Source organism: Belnapia rosea, from assembly GCF_900101615.1.
In the GTDB taxonomy this organism is placed as follows: domain Bacteria; phylum Pseudomonadota; class Alphaproteobacteria; order Acetobacterales; family Acetobacteraceae; genus Belnapia; species Belnapia rosea.
On the sequence record NZ_FMZX01000001.1, the window covers coordinates 1,057,111 to 1,071,787 of the forward strand.

At 72.1% G+C, this 14,677-nt stretch carries 13 protein-coding genes; 5 read left to right on the forward strand and 8 right to left on the reverse strand.

The features are described 5' to 3' along the window. Positions 1-39: 39 nt before the first annotated feature. The 7 genes from BLR02_RS05090 to BLR02_RS05120 form a co-directional block, all read right to left on the reverse strand. Positions 40-423 carry a response regulator gene (locus tag BLR02_RS05090; protein ID WP_218127861.1) on the reverse strand — a complete coding sequence of 128 codons (384 nt, stop codon included), beginning with the start codon at positions 421-423 and terminating at the stop codon, positions 40-42. Between the two features lie 131 nt (positions 424-554). Further along, positions 555-1,634 carry a sensor histidine kinase gene (locus BLR02_RS05095; protein ID WP_090562199.1) on the reverse strand — a complete coding sequence of 360 codons (1,080 nt, stop codon included), beginning with the start codon at positions 1,632-1,634 and terminating at the stop codon, positions 555-557. Next, on the reverse strand, positions 1,621-2,163 hold the full coding sequence (locus BLR02_RS05100; RefSeq protein WP_090562197.1) for a methanogen output domain 1-containing protein: 543 nt from the start codon (positions 2,161-2,163) through the stop codon (positions 1,621-1,623). The genes BLR02_RS05095 and BLR02_RS05100 overlap by 14 nt, the downstream gene beginning before the upstream one ends. A gap of 350 nt (positions 2,164-2,513) precedes the next feature. Continuing rightward, positions 2,514-3,575 carry an SPL family radical SAM protein gene (locus BLR02_RS05105; RefSeq protein WP_090661080.1) on the reverse strand — a complete coding sequence of 354 codons (1,062 nt, stop codon included), beginning with the start codon at positions 3,573-3,575 and terminating at the stop codon, positions 2,514-2,516. Then, positions 3,565-4,620 (reverse strand): spore photoproduct lyase family protein, encoded by a 1,056-nt coding sequence (locus BLR02_RS05110; protein WP_090661083.1) that lies wholly within the window; start codon positions 4,618-4,620, stop codon positions 3,565-3,567. The genes BLR02_RS05105 and BLR02_RS05110 overlap by 11 nt, the downstream gene beginning before the upstream one ends. Before the next feature lie 31 nt (positions 4,621-4,651). Continuing rightward, complete coding sequence (locus BLR02_RS05115; RefSeq protein ID WP_090661085.1) at positions 4,652-6,010, reverse strand: formimidoylglutamate deiminase; 1,359 nt, start codon at positions 6,008-6,010, stop codon at positions 4,652-4,654. 138 nt (positions 6,011-6,148) lie between these two features. Beyond that, a complete protein-coding gene (locus BLR02_RS05120) occupies positions 6,149-7,135 on the reverse strand; it encodes a lipid kinase (RefSeq protein ID WP_218127862.1) in 987 nt (328 codons plus the stop codon). A 22-nt stretch (positions 7,136-7,157) separates the two neighbouring features. Here BLR02_RS05120 and BLR02_RS05125 point away from each other — a divergent pair, with 22 nt between their 5' ends. Continuing rightward, positions 7,158-7,874 carry a phosphatase PAP2 family protein gene (locus BLR02_RS05125; protein WP_090661088.1) on the forward strand — a complete coding sequence of 239 codons (717 nt, stop codon included), beginning with the start codon at positions 7,158-7,160 and terminating at the stop codon, positions 7,872-7,874. Positions 7,875-7,890: 16 nt separating this feature from the next. On the opposite strand, the gene BLR02_RS05130 is transcribed toward BLR02_RS05125, so the two are convergent. Further along, positions 7,891-9,633, reverse strand: a complete 1,743-nt coding sequence (locus BLR02_RS05130) for a glycosyltransferase family 39 protein (RefSeq protein WP_176849377.1) — start codon at positions 9,631-9,633, stop codon at positions 7,891-7,893. A gap of 205 nt (positions 9,634-9,838) precedes the next feature. Between BLR02_RS05130 and hutU the strand changes: the two genes are divergently transcribed. Genes hutU through BLR02_RS05150 form a run of 4 tightly spaced genes read left to right on the forward strand, consistent with a single transcriptional unit; the run spans position 9,839 to position 14,664 of the window. Then, on the forward strand, positions 9,839-11,515 hold the full coding sequence (gene hutU, locus BLR02_RS05135) for a urocanate hydratase (protein WP_090661094.1): 1,677 nt from the start codon (positions 9,839-9,841) through the stop codon (positions 11,513-11,515). Positions 11,516-11,546: 31 nt separating this feature from the next. Next, entirely contained in the window at positions 11,547-13,067 is a 1,521-nt protein-coding gene (hutH, locus tag BLR02_RS05140) for a histidine ammonia-lyase (RefSeq protein WP_090661097.1), read from the forward strand. Then, entirely contained in the window at positions 13,067-14,251 is a 1,185-nt protein-coding gene (gene hutI / locus BLR02_RS05145) for an imidazolonepropionase (RefSeq protein WP_090661100.1), read from the forward strand. Before hutH ends, hutI begins: the two co-directional genes overlap by 1 nt. Further along, positions 14,251-14,664: a PaaI family thioesterase gene (locus tag BLR02_RS05150; RefSeq protein ID WP_090562180.1), complete on the forward strand. Its 414-nt coding sequence runs from the start codon at positions 14,251-14,253 to the stop codon at positions 14,662-14,664. The genes hutI and BLR02_RS05150 overlap by 1 nt, the downstream gene beginning before the upstream one ends. The last annotated feature ends 13 nt before the right edge of the window (positions 14,665-14,677 follow it).

Below are 14,677 nucleotides of genomic sequence, written 5' to 3' on the forward strand. Positions count from 1 at the left end.
AAATCGTTCAGATGCAGTCAGCTAGAGCCGGTCAGGGGATCAGGTGCCCTCGCCATCCTGCCCGCGCAGCTTGGCCAGCGCCGCGGCAACGGCCGCGGTGAGCTCGGTTGGAGCGTAGGGCTTTGTCAGCCAGCCGAGAGGTGCGGCTGCCCCCTCGCCGCGGGCCCGGGTGGCCGCATCCGAGTGCGCCGTCGCGAACAGGCTCGGGATGCCGAGGCGGCCGCGGATTTCCGACGCGGCGTCGATCCCGTCGCGCGCGCCAGCCAGCCGGATGTCCATCAGCACGAGGTCGGGCCGCTCGGTGCCGGCGATCTCTACCGCCTCCTCGGCCGTTGCCGCGACCCCGACTACCTCGAAGCCAGCGGAGGCCAGTGCATCCTCGGCTGCGAGCGCGACGAAGTACTCGTCCTCCACCACCAACACGCGGCCGCGGGGTGGCGCGCCCGTCCCCGAGCGGCCCTCGTCCTGTGCGCGAAGCGAGAATGGCCACCCGGAGGGCGACAGGCCCGGAAGGCAGATCCTGGGGGCAGCCGCAGCGTGCCACGTCGGTATGGTCATGCCTTGCCCTTCTCCAACAGCGCTGGCTGGCCTCGGATGCGCACGGCGCAGCGCGCACCCCCGGCCCGGCCAGGTTCAACCGAGAAGGTGCCGCCGAGCTGGCGCGCCAAGCCGCGCACCAAGCCGAGGCCCGAGGCGCGCTTGGCCGCGCCGGCGGTCGGCTCGAAGCCCGGCCCCTCATCCTCGACCCAGAGTTCGATGCTCCCGTCTTGCGCCGCGGAGAGGCCGACCCGGATTTGACCTAGCGCGCCATCGGTACGCGTCCCGTGCTTGACCGCGTTCGCCACCAGCTCGTTCAGGACGAGCGCGAGGGGAATGGCCGCGTCGTTCCCGATCCCGGCCGGCTCCGCCTCGATCAGCAGGTGTCCGCGCGCGCCCGATGCCTCCGCCACCAGGGTGGCGACCCTGTCGACGAACTCGTCTCCCCGCACGCCTCGGAGGTCGGAGCCCTGGTAAAGCATCTGGTGCACCGCCCCAACGGCCGCCAGGCGGCGGGAGGCCTCGTTGAGTGCCGCCGCCGCCTCTGGCGCGGCGGCCTCACGCCGCGCTGCCGAGAGCATGCCCGAGAGCATGTGAATGTTGTTCTTCACCCGGTGGTGCAGCTCGCGCAGCAGCAGGTCGCGCTCGCCCAGGGCCTGCTCAAGCAGGGCCTGGGCGCGGCGGCGCTCCATGATCTCCTCGTTGAGCTCGCGGATCTTGCGCGTGAGCACAGTGAAGCGTTCATCCGCCTCCGAAAGGCGCAGGAGCAGGAGGGGCGTCCTGCCCTCCTCGCCGGGGACCAGCAGCCCGGCCTCGCACCGAAAGCGCATCGTCTGCCCCGCGGCATCCCGCAAAGCTGCCGCGCCGGGGAGGGCACTCCGCGACCCAGAGCAGCGGAGCAGGTAATGGCGAAGGGCTGCCCCGGCCTCGGCGTCGGGGCAGAGCGCGGCGAGGTCCTCGCCGGCCCGGGCGCCGGGGCCCAGGCGCGCAAGGGCTGCGCGGTTGGCGAAGGCGATCCGGCCCGGCGCGCCGACAAGGAGGGCCGGCTCGGGAAGGGCCTCCAGGACGCGCGCGGCGCCCTCGTCAGGCGCGGGCATGGTCGCGGCGGAAGTACTCGCGGAGGCCCGGCTGGGCCTGCTCGGTGGGCCGGAGGTGGACGACAACCCGGCACCCGGCGTGGCCCTGGGCGATGGTGCGCTCAAGCTCGACCCCGGCATAGCCCAGGTTCTCCGCCGCGATCGAGCCGAAGACGTTCGAGGTCATCATGCAGAGCGAGGGACGGCCCAGGACGAAGTCGCCGAAGGGACAGGCGCGGTTGCCGAGCACAAGGCGGTCCTCCATCTCCTCGATGATAAAAAAATCACCGTGGATGCGCCGCTTGAGATCGACCAACACCTCGGCGACCTGCGCGCGGGAGAGGCGCTCGACGGCGAGGGCGCGGCGGTACTCCGCGTCGATGTGCTCTCCCATGGCAGCACCGACGACGCTGATGTAGCCGGAAGCCTCCTCGAGGCCGACGATGTCCTGCAGCGTGCCCGCGAGCTCGCGCAGGAGGCGACGCAGGAAGACGTCGCGGTCGAGCTGCACCTCGCCGGTTTCCGTCGGCGCCGTCGCGATCGCAGTCATAGCAGTTCTCCCCAAGGCGCGTGCAAGGCCACGCCCCCGGAGGCATTGTTACGGTCGGTACGACCAGGCAGCAATACCGTTGTCCGTGTGGGCCCCTCGTCGGCACACCGCGAGGGCAGCCGGGGCTACCAATCCGGTCTGCATCCACCCGCGCGGATCGGGTGCGGCCAGTCCCGGGAGGCTACCTTTAGCGATCGGGCTGAGGATCGCTAGCGCCCCGTCTCAACCGTTCCGCCCGCTGTCAGGAACAGGCCCCAAACCGTGAGTAGTTGTGACAACTGCCTCTGTAAGTGCCGGTGGGCCGTGGAGCGCGTGTCCTTCCCGGACGCGTCATGGCAGGCGGCGGCGCGTCAGGTCCAGTAGAGGCGGCGGGCATCCGGCAGGCGATGGGCGAGGCTCGCTTCCAGGCTGCGGCGGAGATCGGCCATCTGCTCGCGCTGGAAGACGTATTTGACGCCACCGAACTTGGTCGTCTTCCGGCTGCGCGCGGCATCGTCCATCTCGAGGCGGCTGCCGGGGTACCAGTCACGCAGGATCTTCCGCGAGGACTCCGTGAAGCGGTGGGTGATCAGCTCGACAGTGAGGTCGGGGCCGGGGATGCCTTGCAGCGCGACGGCGCAGTCGGCCAGCAGCTGGTCATACTGCGCCTGCCAGCCGGGAATCGGCAGGATGGGCGCGATAGTGAGGCCAATGCGGTAGCCGGCCTCGGCGACGCGACGCAGGGCGGCGAGGCGGGCGGGCATGCGCGGGGCGCCACCTTCGAAACGCTCGGCGCCGGCGGCATTCAGCGAGAAGCGGATGCGCGTGCGCCGGTTATGCGGCAGGGCGAGCAGCGGCTCCACCGCATCGTATTTGGTGGTGAAGCGCAGCTGGACGGGCGCGTCCCACTCCCCGAAGCGGCGGATCACCGTGGCGAGCGATCCGGTGATGTGCTCGAGGGCCAGCGGATCGGTATAGCAGGAGCATTCGAAGGTGGTGCCCTCCCCTGCCCTCGCCTCGTTGCGGGAGGTGACGCGGCCTTCGCCCAGCAGCGGCGGCAGCTCCGCCAGGATCTCCGGCAGGTTGGCATAGGCACGGATGATGGGCGGGCCGGCGAGCGAGCCGGCCAGGTAGCAATAATGGCAATGCGCCGGGCAGCCGGCGGCGAGGTCGAAGCGCCAGTCGGCGCTGGGCGGGATGGGTTGCGGGCGGCGCTTGCTCGGCGGCGAGACGACGAGGGCGAGGGTCGTCTTGGCGTCGCGGTAGGTGTCGGGGAGGCCGGTCAGCCGGTCCGACTTCAGGGCGACCACCTCGGCGCCGAGGGCGGCGGCGCGCTCGGCCATGGCGGCGCCCTCTGGCCAAGCTAGGGCGGCGGGCGTGGCGAGGACGCGCTTCGGCACCCAGAGGCGCGGCGGTGCGGCGTCAAAAGGCATAGCGCACCCGGCAATAGGGCATGTGCTGCGCCAGCAGGGCCTGGAAGCGGGAGAGCCAGCGGCCCTTCCAGCCGGTGCGGTAGCGGAGGTTCACCCCGCCGGCCTCGGAGCGCTTCTCCTCCTGGATGTCGGGGCGCCAGAGCAGGTCCTCCGCGCGCGGATGCCAGGCGAGGTTCACCTCATGCAGGGCTTCGTTATGGGTCAGCATGATGATCTCGGCGGCCAGTTGCTGCTTCACCGCAGCGGGCAGCACGGCGTCGAGTTCCGCGAAGAGCGCCGTCCATTCCGCCTCCCAGCCCTCGTGCAGGACGACGGGGGAGAAGTTCAGGTGCAGCTCGTAGCCGGCGCGGTGCAGCTCCGGGATGAAGGCGATGCGCTCGGCGATGGGGGCCGTGCGCACGTCGAGCAGCTTCGCCATGCCAGGCGGCATCAGGGACATGCGGATGCGGGTGCGGCCCTGCGGATCGTAGTCGAGCAGCGCGGGCGTCACGCCCTTGGTCGCGAAGCTGCCCTTGGCATGGGGCAAGCTGCGGAACAGCGCGACGAGGTCCCGCACATTGTCGGAGATCAGCGCATCGACCGAGAGATCGCCATTCTCGCCGAGATCATAGACCCAGGCATCGGGATCGACCTGGTTGGGCTCGCGCTTCGGCCCCTGCTGCGCGGCATGGCGGGCGGTGGCGGCAAGGATCTGCTCGATATTGGCGAAGACGGTGATCGGGTTCGCATGGCCCTTGCGGCGCGCGACATAGCAATAGGCACAGGCCATGGCGCAGCCATTCGAGGTCGAGGGCGCGATGAAATCGGCGCTGCGGCCATTCGGGCGGAAGGCCAGGCCCTTCTTCACGCCGAGGACCAGCACCTCGCGCTTCGGGCGCAGATACTCCTCCGGTTCGGCCTCGCGGAGCTCCGGGATGCGCCAGTGGGAGGCGACCTCGATCCGCTCGACCGCGGGGAAGCGGGCGAGGATGGCCTGCCCGCGCGGCAGGGCCGCCGCGGCGGGTTCGCAATAGATCCGGCGGATGTCGAGGAGGGGTGCGCTCACCCCCTCTATCTGGGGATGTGCGGGCGGAACGTCAGGCCAGAAGGCGGCGCATCACCCGGCCGAATTGCGCGGCGATCTCCGGTGCGGCGACATGGCGGCCCGCCTCCACCACCTGCTGGCCGCCGGCGATGACGCTGCGGATCGGGTTGGCCTGGCCGGAGAAGATCCAGGCATCGAGCAGCGCGTCCCCGGCATGGCCGGCAAGCACCGGATGGCCGGTGTCGAGCTCGACAAGGTCGCAACGACGGCCGGGGGCGATGGCGCCGATCGTCCGGCCGCAGGCAAGCGCACCGCCCTGCAGCGCGCCCTCGAACAGGAAGCGGCCGGGATGCGGCTGGGCCTCGGTGGTGGCGACGGCCCGGGATTGCCGCAGCAGGCGCTGGCCGGTCTCGAGCAGGCGCAGCTCGTCGCGGACCGCGGTGCCGACATGGCTGTCGGTGCCGATGCCGAAGCGGCCGCCGGCGGCGAGGAAATCCGGCAGCGGGAAGAACCCGTCGCCGAGCGAGGCCTCGGTGGTCGGGCAGAGGCCGGCGACGGCGCCAGTGGCGGCGAGCGCCGCCGTCTCGGCCGGGTTCATGTGGGTGGCGTGGATGAGGCACCAGCGGGCATCGACCGGCGCATGGTCCAGGAGCCATCGCACCGGGCGGGCGCCGGTGGCGAGCAGGCATTCCTCGACCTCGCGCTGCTGCTCGGCGACATGGATGTGCAGCGGCCCCGGCTCGCGCGCCACCGCCTCCAGCATCGCGGGCGTCACGGCGCGCAGGCTGTGCGGGGCCAGGCCGACCGCCATCTGCGGATCCTCCCCGGCAGCGTCGCGGCATTGCCCGACGAGGCGGAGATAGGCGTCGAGGTCGTTGAGGAAGCGCCGCTGGCCCGGCGCCGGCGGACGGCCGAAGATGCCCCCGTGCCGGTAGAGCACCGGCAGCAAGGTCAGGCCAATGCCGGTGCGGCGCGCGGCGGCGAGGTTGCGCAGCGCCATCTCCGCCGGCTCGGCATAGGGCGTGCCGTCCGGCTGGTGGTGCAGGTATTGGAACTCGGCGAGGCTGGTGAAGCCCCATTCCAGCAGCTCGACCTGCAGCTGGGCGGCGATCGCCTCCGCCTCCTCCGGTCCGAGCCGCTCGCCGAACCGGTACATCACCTCGCGCCAGGACCAGAAGCTGTCCCGTCCCTCGGGGCTGCGGCGCTCCGTCGCGCCGGCCATCGCGCGCTGGAAGCTGTGTGAATGCAGGTTCGGCATGCCGGGCAGCAGGGCGCCGCGAAGGCGGGTGGCGCCGCCCGGCGCGGCGCCGGGGGTGACGGCGGTGATCCAGCCTGCCTCATCGGCGGCGATCAGAACCTCGGAGGCCCAGCCATCGGGCAGTAGGGCGGCGGGGGCGTGGAATCCTGGCATGCCGCATCATGGCGGCGCGGGGGCCTTTGCGGAATGGCCGCTGGGGCCAGCCATGTCCGAATGACGCTCCCTCCGCCCAGGAGGCGCGGCGGCTGGATACCAGGCAGCGGCTGCGCTTCTCCGGAGCCGCGGCACGGGTCAGTCCTGCGGCTCGTCCGGCGGGGCGAAGACCTGCAGCGCGGCGCGGTGGAGGCGGAAGACGGCCGGGGTATGGGTTGTCAGCTCGCCATCGGTATTGACCGGCCGGGGCTTCCGCGTCCGCAGCTCGAGCGCGGTGGTGCGGAAGGCGCGCACGTCGTGCCAGCGGCCCTGGGTGCCGCTGCGCAGCCAGGGGATCAGTGCGACCAGCCGCCACCAATGCTCGACCTCCAGGCTGTAGACGTCGAACAGCCCGTCATCCGGCCGGGCATCCTCGGAGATGGTCATGCCGCCGCCGTAATGGCGCCCGTTGCCGACCGAGACCTGGATGGTCTTCACCCGCTCCACCTGCCCGTCATGGATCAGCGTGGCCGTGAAGGGCCGTGCGCGCCGCAGCAGGCGGAAGGCGGCGATGCCGTAGCCGAGCTTGCCCCAGCGCCGCTTGGCATCGGCCTTCAGCTCGCCGGCCAGCTCGGCGCTGAAGCCGATGCTGGCGACGTTGAAGTAGGGGTGCCCGTTGACCTCGCCGAGATCGACCGGGCGCGGCGCCGCCTCGGCGATCACCCGAGCCGCCTCCTCCAGCTCGAGCGGGATGCCGAGGCTGCGGGCGAGGTCGTTGGCGGTGCCGAGCGGCATGATGCCGAAGGGCAGCCCCGCCTTGCGGAGCCCCGGGATGGCGGCGTTGAGCGTGCCGTCGCCGCCGCCGATGACGACGCAGTTGATCCCGCCCTCTCCGGCGTGGTTCCGGGCCAGGCCGGTGGTGATGGCATCGGCACAGGCCATCCCGTCCGGCGGATCGAAGCGGGTGACGCCGATGCCGGCCATTTCCAGCGCGTCATGCGCTGCCTCGGCCTCCTCGTCGCCCCGTCGCGCCCGGCGGTTGACGATCAGCAGGGCGCGGCGGTTTTCGTTGGTAGTACGAATTGTCCCGGCTCCGACCTGTTGCGCCGATGAAACCGGTGAAGCGGCCGGAGGTTGCGGCAGCATCGAACCAAAGGAGCGACACCCTATGGATCAGCCCGGCGACCCGCGCCCCCTGTCCTGGCTCGGCCGGCTTGCCGGCCAGGCGGCGCCGCTGCTGGCGCTCGCCATCTGCGCCGGCGGGCTGCTCGGCTTCCTGGAACTGATGGAGGTGCTGGAGGGCGAAGGCCGCAGCTATGACGAGGCCGTGCTGCGCGCCCTCCGCCGGCCGGATGACCTGGCGGACCCGATCGGCCCGCCCTGGCTGGAGCTGACGATGCGGGACATCACCGCGCTCGGCGGCATCCCGGTCCTCGGGTTGCTCTCCGTGCTCGCGCTCGGCTGGCTCGTGCTGCGTCGCCGCTGGCAGTCGGTGGTGCTGCTGCTGATCTCGCTGCCTGGCGGGATGCTGCTCAACGCGATGCTGAAACAGGGATTCGACCGCCCGCGGCCCAGCCTCGTCGCGCATCTGGTCGAGGTCGAGACCAGCAGCTTCCCGAGCGGCCACGCCATGCTCTCGGCGGTGGGTTTCCTCACCCTCGGGGCGCTGCTCGCCGGGGCGGCGAAGCGGCGGCGGGAGCGCGGCTACGTGCTGGCCGTTGCCGTGCTGCTGACGCTGCTGATCGGCGGCAGCCGGGTCTATCTCGGCGTCCACTGGCCGAGCGATGTGCTGGCCGGGTGGTGCCTCGGCGCCGCCTGGGCGATGGGCTGCTGGCTCCTGCTGCGGTTCGGCCGGCGCTTCATGCCGCTGGGCCGGCGGGGCTGACCGCCGGCCGGCGGCCTCAGTCGCGCGCCTCGGGCCGCAGGGGCCGGGCGCGCGCCGCCTGCACCGCCGGGTTGTCCTGCCGGATCTGCAGCGCATGGGCGGCGCAGGCCGGGGCCGGGCCGTTGGCGATGGCGCCGCGGTCCTCGATGAGGTTCGCCGCCTCCAGCCGCGCCCGGTAATCCGGGATGGAGCGGTCCGCCACATGCCGGCCGCCCACCGGGGTCTTGGCGGGGTCCGCCTCGCCGCGCCAGAAAATCTCGGGCAGGATGACGAGGTCGAGCTGGGCGCTTTCGGCCATCAGCTTGTCCCAGTTGATGCTGGTCTCGCTGTCGTTCACCAGCTCGATCACATGCGCCCGCCTTCCCTGGCGGAGATAGGCGTTGTTCACCGTGTTCGGGTTGATCGCCGTGGTCAGGCCGAAGAGGCCGATGCGCAGGCGCTCCCCATCCGGCCGCTGGGGCATCAGGCCGGTGACGGCGGCGAGGTCGCAGGCGGTGTTGTCACGCCAGCTCGCCTCGACCAGCGGCCGCAGCGGCCGGCCGGGAACCGGGCCGGCGAAGGCGATGGCCCAGGCGGTGCCGAGCTGGGCAAGGCCGGCGAGCGCGATCACCAGGGTCGCCCCGCGCGCGACACGGGCCATCCGTGGGTCGCGGAGCGCGGTGCCCATGGCGAGGCCCAGGGGATAGGCCAGGAGGATCAGGCTGATCCCGACATAGCGCTCGGTCTGGTTGTTGGAGAGGACGAAGGCACCGATGGCCGGCAGGGCGGCCACGGCCGAGAGCAGCGTGAAGCTGCGCTGGCCCTGGCCGAGCCGGCGCCAGGCCAGCAGGAGCAGCACCAGGCCCGAGGCCAGCAGGGCCAGGCCGCCGAAGCCGAGCACATCCCAGATGAGGCTATAGGCGACGCGCAGGCCGAAGGGCTGGCCGATATCCTCGGGTGGGACGAAGAAGGCGTAGCCCTCCGCCGTCTGCCGCGCATAGCCGACATAGCGGCCGCCATTCAGCAGGTAGAAGGGCCAGGCGACCAGGGCGAGGCCGACCGCCGGCAACAACAGGCGGAGGCGCAGGGCCGCCGTGTCACGCTCCTGCCACCAGCGCCAGGCGGCGATGCCGACCCAGGCGAGGCCGATGGTCGGCAGGAAGGTCAGCTTCGCCAGCGCGCCGAGGCCGAGCACTGGCCCGAGCAGGCCGAGCCGCCAGATCGAGGCGCGCGGCGCGACCGCCTCGCGCAGCAGCAGCGCGAGCGCCGAGGCGGCGGCGAAATGCAGCGGCAGTTCGGTCATGAAGCTCTGCGCGCCGAGCATGTTGAGCGGTGCGAGCAGGTAGAGCAGCACGCCCGCCGCGGCGCCGGCGAGGCCGGCCACGGGCCGCAGGCCAAGCCAGATGACGAAGGCGGTCGCCGCCGTCATCGCCGAGGCCAGCAAGCGGAGCGCGGTCTGCGCATCGCCCTGGAACAGCGCGGCGATGGGCAGGCCGAGCAGGCGAAGCCCCGGCGGCAGCCAGCGGTCCTGCAGCAGCAGGTCGTCGCGCAGCGCGGCAAGGTCGCCGCTGCGCAGCACCAGTGCATCGGCCATCGAGAGGTTGAGGTGCATCACCTCGTCCCAGGTGCTGAGCATCGGGTTGCGGCTGATCCATAGCCAGGCGAGCCCGGCCAGCGTCGCCAGCGCCGCCACGGCCAGCAGGCTGAGGAGACGGCCGGGCCAGCGCGGCAGCTCCATGCCTTGGATGGTGTTGGTCTGCGGGGCGAGGGAGTCCGGCAAGGCGGTCATCCTGGATTGTGGGGGTTCGCACTCTGCTGCGCCGCAACAGAACGTTTTGGCGGGGCGACGCAACCCACAACTGCGCCAGAGGCAGCAGGATGGCGCAAAGAAAACCAAAGGGTTTTGAAAGCCTTGGTGCTGCCTCCCATTGGAGTTGCGGGACAGGGAGGCTGACGCGCGACGCGGCGCGGCCTAATCTGGCGCCATGACCGATCCAGCCGCCGCCCGCTTCCGCAACGCCCCCGCCATCCGCGCCCCGCGCGGGCTGGAACGCACCGCCCTGCACTGGACGACGGAGGCGCCGCTCCGGATGCTGATGAACAACCTCGATGCCGAGGTGGCGGAGCGGCCGGGCGAGCTCGTCGTCTATGGTGGCATCGGCCGGGCCGCGCGGGACTGGGCCAGCTACGAGCGCATCGTCGAGACGCTGCGCCGGCTCCGCGAGGACCAGACGCTGCTGGTGCAGTCCGGCAAGCCGGTCGGCGTCTTCGAGACCCATGCCGATGCGCCGCGGGTGCTGATCGCCAACAGCAACCTGGTGCCGCGCTGGGCGACCTGGGAGCATTTCTCCGAACTCGATCGCCGCGGCCTCATGATGTACGGCCAGATGACGGCCGGCTCCTGGATCTATATCGGCAGCCAGGGCATCGTGCAGGGCACCTACGAGACCTTCGCCGAGGCCGGGCGGCAGCATTTCGGTGGCGATCTCGGCGGGCGCTGGATCCTCACCGGCGGGCTGGGCGGCATGGGCGGGGCGCAGCCGCTGGCGGGTGTCTTCGCCGGAGCCTCGGTGCTGGCGGTCGAGTGCCAGCCCTCCTCCATCGAGAAGCGGCTGGAGACGAAGTATCTCGACCACCGGGCGGACGACCTCGACACGGCGCTCGGCATGATCCGCGCCGCCTGCGCCGAGCGGCGGGCGATCTCGGTCGGGCTTCTGGGCAATGCGGCGGAGGTCTTCCCCGAGCTGGTCCGCCGCGGCGTGGTGCCGGACATCGTCACCGACCAGACCAGCGCGCATGACCCGGCCAATGGCTACCTGCCGGCGGGCTGGACGCTGGCCGAATGGACGGCGAAGCGGGAGACCGACCCGGCCGCCGTCGCCGCCGCGGCCCGCCGCAGCATGGTCGCGCATGTGCAGGCGATGCTCGATTTCCAGGCGCTCGGCGCCAAGGTCCTCGATTACGGCAACAACATCCGGCAGATGGCGAAGGAGGAAGGGCTGGCCGACGCCTTCGGCTTCCCAGGCTTCGTGCCGGCCTATATCCGTCCCCTGTTCTGCCGCGGCATCGGCCCCTTCCGCTGGGCGGCGCTCTCGGGCGACCCGGAGGACATCTACAGGACCGACGCCAAGGTGCGGGAGCTGATCCCGGAGGATGCGCATCTGCACCGCTGGCTCGACATGGCCCGCGCCCGGATCAGCTTCCAGGGCCTGCCGGCGCGGATCTGCTGGGTCGGTCTCGGGCAGCGCGACCGGCTCGGCCTCGCCTTCAACGAGATGGTGGCGCGGGGCGAGATCGGGCCGATCGTCATCGGCCGCGACCACCTGGATTCCGGCAGCGTCGCTTCCCCGAACCGGGAGACCGAGGCGATGCGCGACGGGTCGGATGCCGTCTCCGACTGGCCGCTGCTGAACGCGCTGCTGAACACCGCCTCGGGGGCCACCTGGGTGAGCCTGCATCACGGCGGTGGCGTCGGCATGGGGTTCAGCCAGCATGCCGGCATGGTCATCGTCTGCGACGGCACGGCCGATGCGGCGCGGCGGCTGAAGCGCGTGCTGTGGAACGACCCGGCCACCGGGGTGATGCGCCATGCCGATGCGGGCTACGACATCGCCATCGACTGTGCGCGGGAGCATGGGCTCGACCTGCCCATGCTGCGCTGAGCCTGTCAGCCCAGGAGGAGTAGGCCGAGGCATGACCGACAGTACCGACGCCCCGCCCTTCCGGCCCGGCGAGGCCGGGCTCGCCGGGCTGCGCGCCGTCATGGAGGGCGGGCCACTGCATCTCGCCGAGGGCTGGCGCGAGGCGGTGGAGGCCTCAGCGGCGGCGCTCGAGGCCCGGATGGCGACGGGCGAGGCGCTGTACGGGGTCAATACCGGCTTCGGCAAGCTGGCCAGCACCCGCATCCCGGCCGAAGGTCTGGCGCAGCTGCAGCTCAACCTGCTGCGCAGCCATGCGGCCGGCACCGGGCCGCTGCTGCCACGGCCCGTGGTGCGCCTCATCCTCGCGCTGAAGGCGCTGTCGCTCGCCCGTGGCGCGTCCGGCGTGCGGCCGGCGGTGGTGGAGGCGCTGCTCGGCCTGCTTGCCGCCGATATGCTGCCCGCCATCCCGGCGCGTGGCTCGGTCGGCGCCTCGGGCGACCTCGCACCGCTCGCGCATCTCTCGCTGGTGCTGGTCGGCGAGGGCGAGGCCTTCCTCGGCGGCCGGATAGTGACCGGGGCCGAAGCCATGGCGGCGGCCGGGCTCAGACCCCTCGTGCTCGGGCCGAAGGAGGGGCTGGCGCTGCTGAACGGCACGCAGGTGAGCACGGCGCTTGCACTCGCCGCCCTCTTCGCCGCCGAGGACCTGCTGGCGACGGCGCTGGTCGCCGGGGCCATGTCGGTCGATGCGGCGCGCGGCAGCGATACGCCCTTCGACCCGCGGATCCATGCCCTGCGTGGCCAGCCGGGACAGATCCGCGTCGCCGGGGCGCTGCGCACGCTGCTCGCGGGCAGCCAGATCCGCGAGAGCCACCGCGAGGGCGACCCGCGCGTGCAGGACCCCTACTCGCTCCGCTGCCAGCCGCAAGTGGCCGGTGCCTGCCTCGACCTGCTCGGGCACGCGGCGCAGGTGCTGGAGCGGGAAGCCAATGCCGTCACCGACAACCCGCTGGTGATCGGGCAGGAGGTGCTCTCGGGCGGCAACTTCCATGCCGAGCCGGTGGCCTTCGCCGCCGACACCATGGCCCTGGCGCTGGCCGAGCTCGGCGCCATCAGCGAGCGGCGGATCGCCCTGCTGACCGACCCGGCGCTGTCCGGCCTGCCGGCCTTCCTGGTGCGGGATGGCGGCCTGAATTCCGGCTTCATGATCGCCCAGGTCACGGCGGCGGCGCTGACGGCCGAGAACCGGGCCCTGGCGGCGCCGCGCAGCGTCGACAGCATCCCGACCAGCGCCAACCAGGAGGACCATGTGAGCATGGCGACCGGCGCCGCGCTGCGGCTGCACGACATGGCCGACAACCTCGCCGCCATCCTCTCGATCGAGCTGCTGGCCGCGGCGCAGGGCCTCGAATTCCACCGCCCGCTGCAGAGCGCACCAGCGCTGGAGGCGGCGCATGGGCTGGTCCGCAACGTCGCCGCCGCCTGGGATGCGGACCGGGCGATGGCGCCGGATATCGCCGCGGTGAAGGCGCTGGTGGAACATGGCCGCTTCGCCGCCCTGGTGGGGTGGGGCTGATGTTCGACCGGGTCTGGCTGAACGCGAACCTGGCGACGATGCAGGGCAAGGGACTCGGCATCCTCGAGAATGGCGCCATCGCCGCGCAGGATGGGCGGATCGCCTGGGTCGGCCCGCGCGCGGCCCTGCCAGGCGGGGGGATCGAGACCACGGATTGCGGCGGTGCCTGGATCCTGCCGGGCCTGATCGACTGCCATACCCACCTCGTCTTCGGCGGCGACCGGGCGGATGAGTTCGAGCGGCGGCTGGCGGGCGAGGATTACCAGGCCATCCTCAAGGCGGGCGGCGGCATCCTCTCCACGGTACGGGCGACGCGGGCGGCGAGCGAGGATGCGCTGCTGGCGGCCGCCCTGCCCCGCGCCGATGCGCTCATCGCCGAAGGCGTCACCACCGTCGAGGTCAAGTCGGGCTATGGGCTGGAGCGCGAGGCGGAGCTGCGGCAGCTGCGCGCGGCCCGTCGGCTGGCAGAGGAACGGCCGGTCGCGGTACAGGCAACGCTGCTCGCCGCCCATGCCGTGCCGCCCGAATTCGCCGGGCGGCGCGCCGATTATGCCCGGCTCGTGGCGGAGGAGATGGTGCCCGCCGCCATCGGCCTCGCCGATGCGGTCGATCTCTTCCATGACCCGCTGGCCTTCGACACCGCGGATGCGCGGCTGGTGATCGCGGCGGCGCAGCGGGCCGGCCTGCCGGTCAAGCTGCATGGCGACCAGCATGGCGACATGGGCAGCGCCGCGCTGGGCGCCGAATGCGGCGCGCTCTCCGTCGATCACCTGGAGCATGCGAATGCCGCGGGGCTGGCGGCGATGGGGCGGGCGGGCACCGTCGCCGTGCTGCTGCCGGGGGCGACGCTTTTCCTGCGGGAGACGCGCATCCCCGACATCGCCGCGATGCGGACGGCGGGGCTGCGGATGGCGGTGAGCACGGATGTGAATCCCGGGTCTTCCCCCACCCTCTCGCTGCTGCTGATGCTGAACCTGGCCTGCACGCTCTACCGCCTTACCGTGACAGAGGCGCTGCGCGGCGTGACCGTGGAGGCGGCGGCGGCACTCGGCCTCGCGGACCGCGGCCGGCTGGCGCCCGGCCTGCGCTGCGACCTGGCGCTCTACCGCATCGCCCGGCCGGCGGAGCTCTGCTACTGGATGGGCCGCAATCCCTGCATCGGCCGCGTGCTGGAAGGACGTTGATGGACCTCGATACCATGCTCGCCGTGATCCGCCGCGGCGTGCCGCTCGCCGGGGAATGGGGGGTCGAGCTGCTGGAGGCGGCGGATGGCCGGGCGCTGCTGCGCCTGCCGGCCGATGCGCGGCTGCTGCGGCCGGGCAATACCATCTCGGGCCCGGCACTCATGGGGCTGGCGGATGTGGCGATGTGGGCGGCCCTGCTGTCGCTCACCGAAGGGCGGGACGACAGCGTGACCTCCACCATGACGGTGAATTTCCTCCGCCCCGCCGGCAGCGGCCCGGTGCTGGCCGAGGCGCGCATCGTCAAGCGCGGCAAGCGGATGGTATTCGGCGAGATCCTGCTGCGCGCCGAGGGCAGCGAGGAGCCAGCCGTGCATGTGACGACGACCTGGGCGGTGATCGCACCCGGTCGTTGAGTGACCGAACCAG

What these genes read in the sequence shown, in the direction of transcription:
- BLR02_RS05120 (WP_218127862.1), bottom strand. Translation starts at nt 7,135, where the DNA reads ATGCTGCCGCAACCTCCGGCCGCTTCACCGGTTTCATCGGCGCAACAG.
- BLR02_RS05125 (WP_090661088.1), top strand. Translation starts at nt 7,158, where the DNA reads ATGGATCAGCCCGGCGACCCGCGCCCCCTGTCCTGGCTCGGCCGGCTT.
- BLR02_RS05150 (WP_090562180.1), top strand. Translation starts at nt 14,251, where the DNA reads ATGGACCTCGATACCATGCTCGCCGTGATCCGCCGCGGCGTGCCGCTC.
- BLR02_RS05095 (WP_090562199.1), bottom strand. Translation starts at nt 1,634, where the DNA reads ATGCCCGCGCCTGACGAGGGCGCCGCGCGCGTCCTGGAGGCCCTTCCC.
- BLR02_RS05105 (WP_090661080.1), bottom strand. Translation starts at nt 3,575, where the DNA reads ATGCCTTTTGACGCCGCACCGCCGCGCCTCTGGGTGCCGAAGCGCGTC.
- hutH (WP_090661097.1), top strand. Translation starts at nt 11,547, where the DNA reads ATGACCGACAGTACCGACGCCCCGCCCTTCCGGCCCGGCGAGGCCGGG.
- BLR02_RS05115 (WP_090661085.1), bottom strand. Translation starts at nt 6,010, where the DNA reads ATGCCAGGATTCCACGCCCCCGCCGCCCTACTGCCCGATGGCTGGGCC.
- BLR02_RS05100 (WP_090562197.1), bottom strand. Translation starts at nt 2,163, where the DNA reads ATGACTGCGATCGCGACGGCGCCGACGGAAACCGGCGAGGTGCAGCTC.
- hutU (WP_090661094.1), top strand. Translation starts at nt 9,839, where the DNA reads ATGACCGATCCAGCCGCCGCCCGCTTCCGCAACGCCCCCGCCATCCGC.
- hutI (WP_090661100.1), top strand. Translation starts at nt 13,067, where the DNA reads ATGTTCGACCGGGTCTGGCTGAACGCGAACCTGGCGACGATGCAGGGC.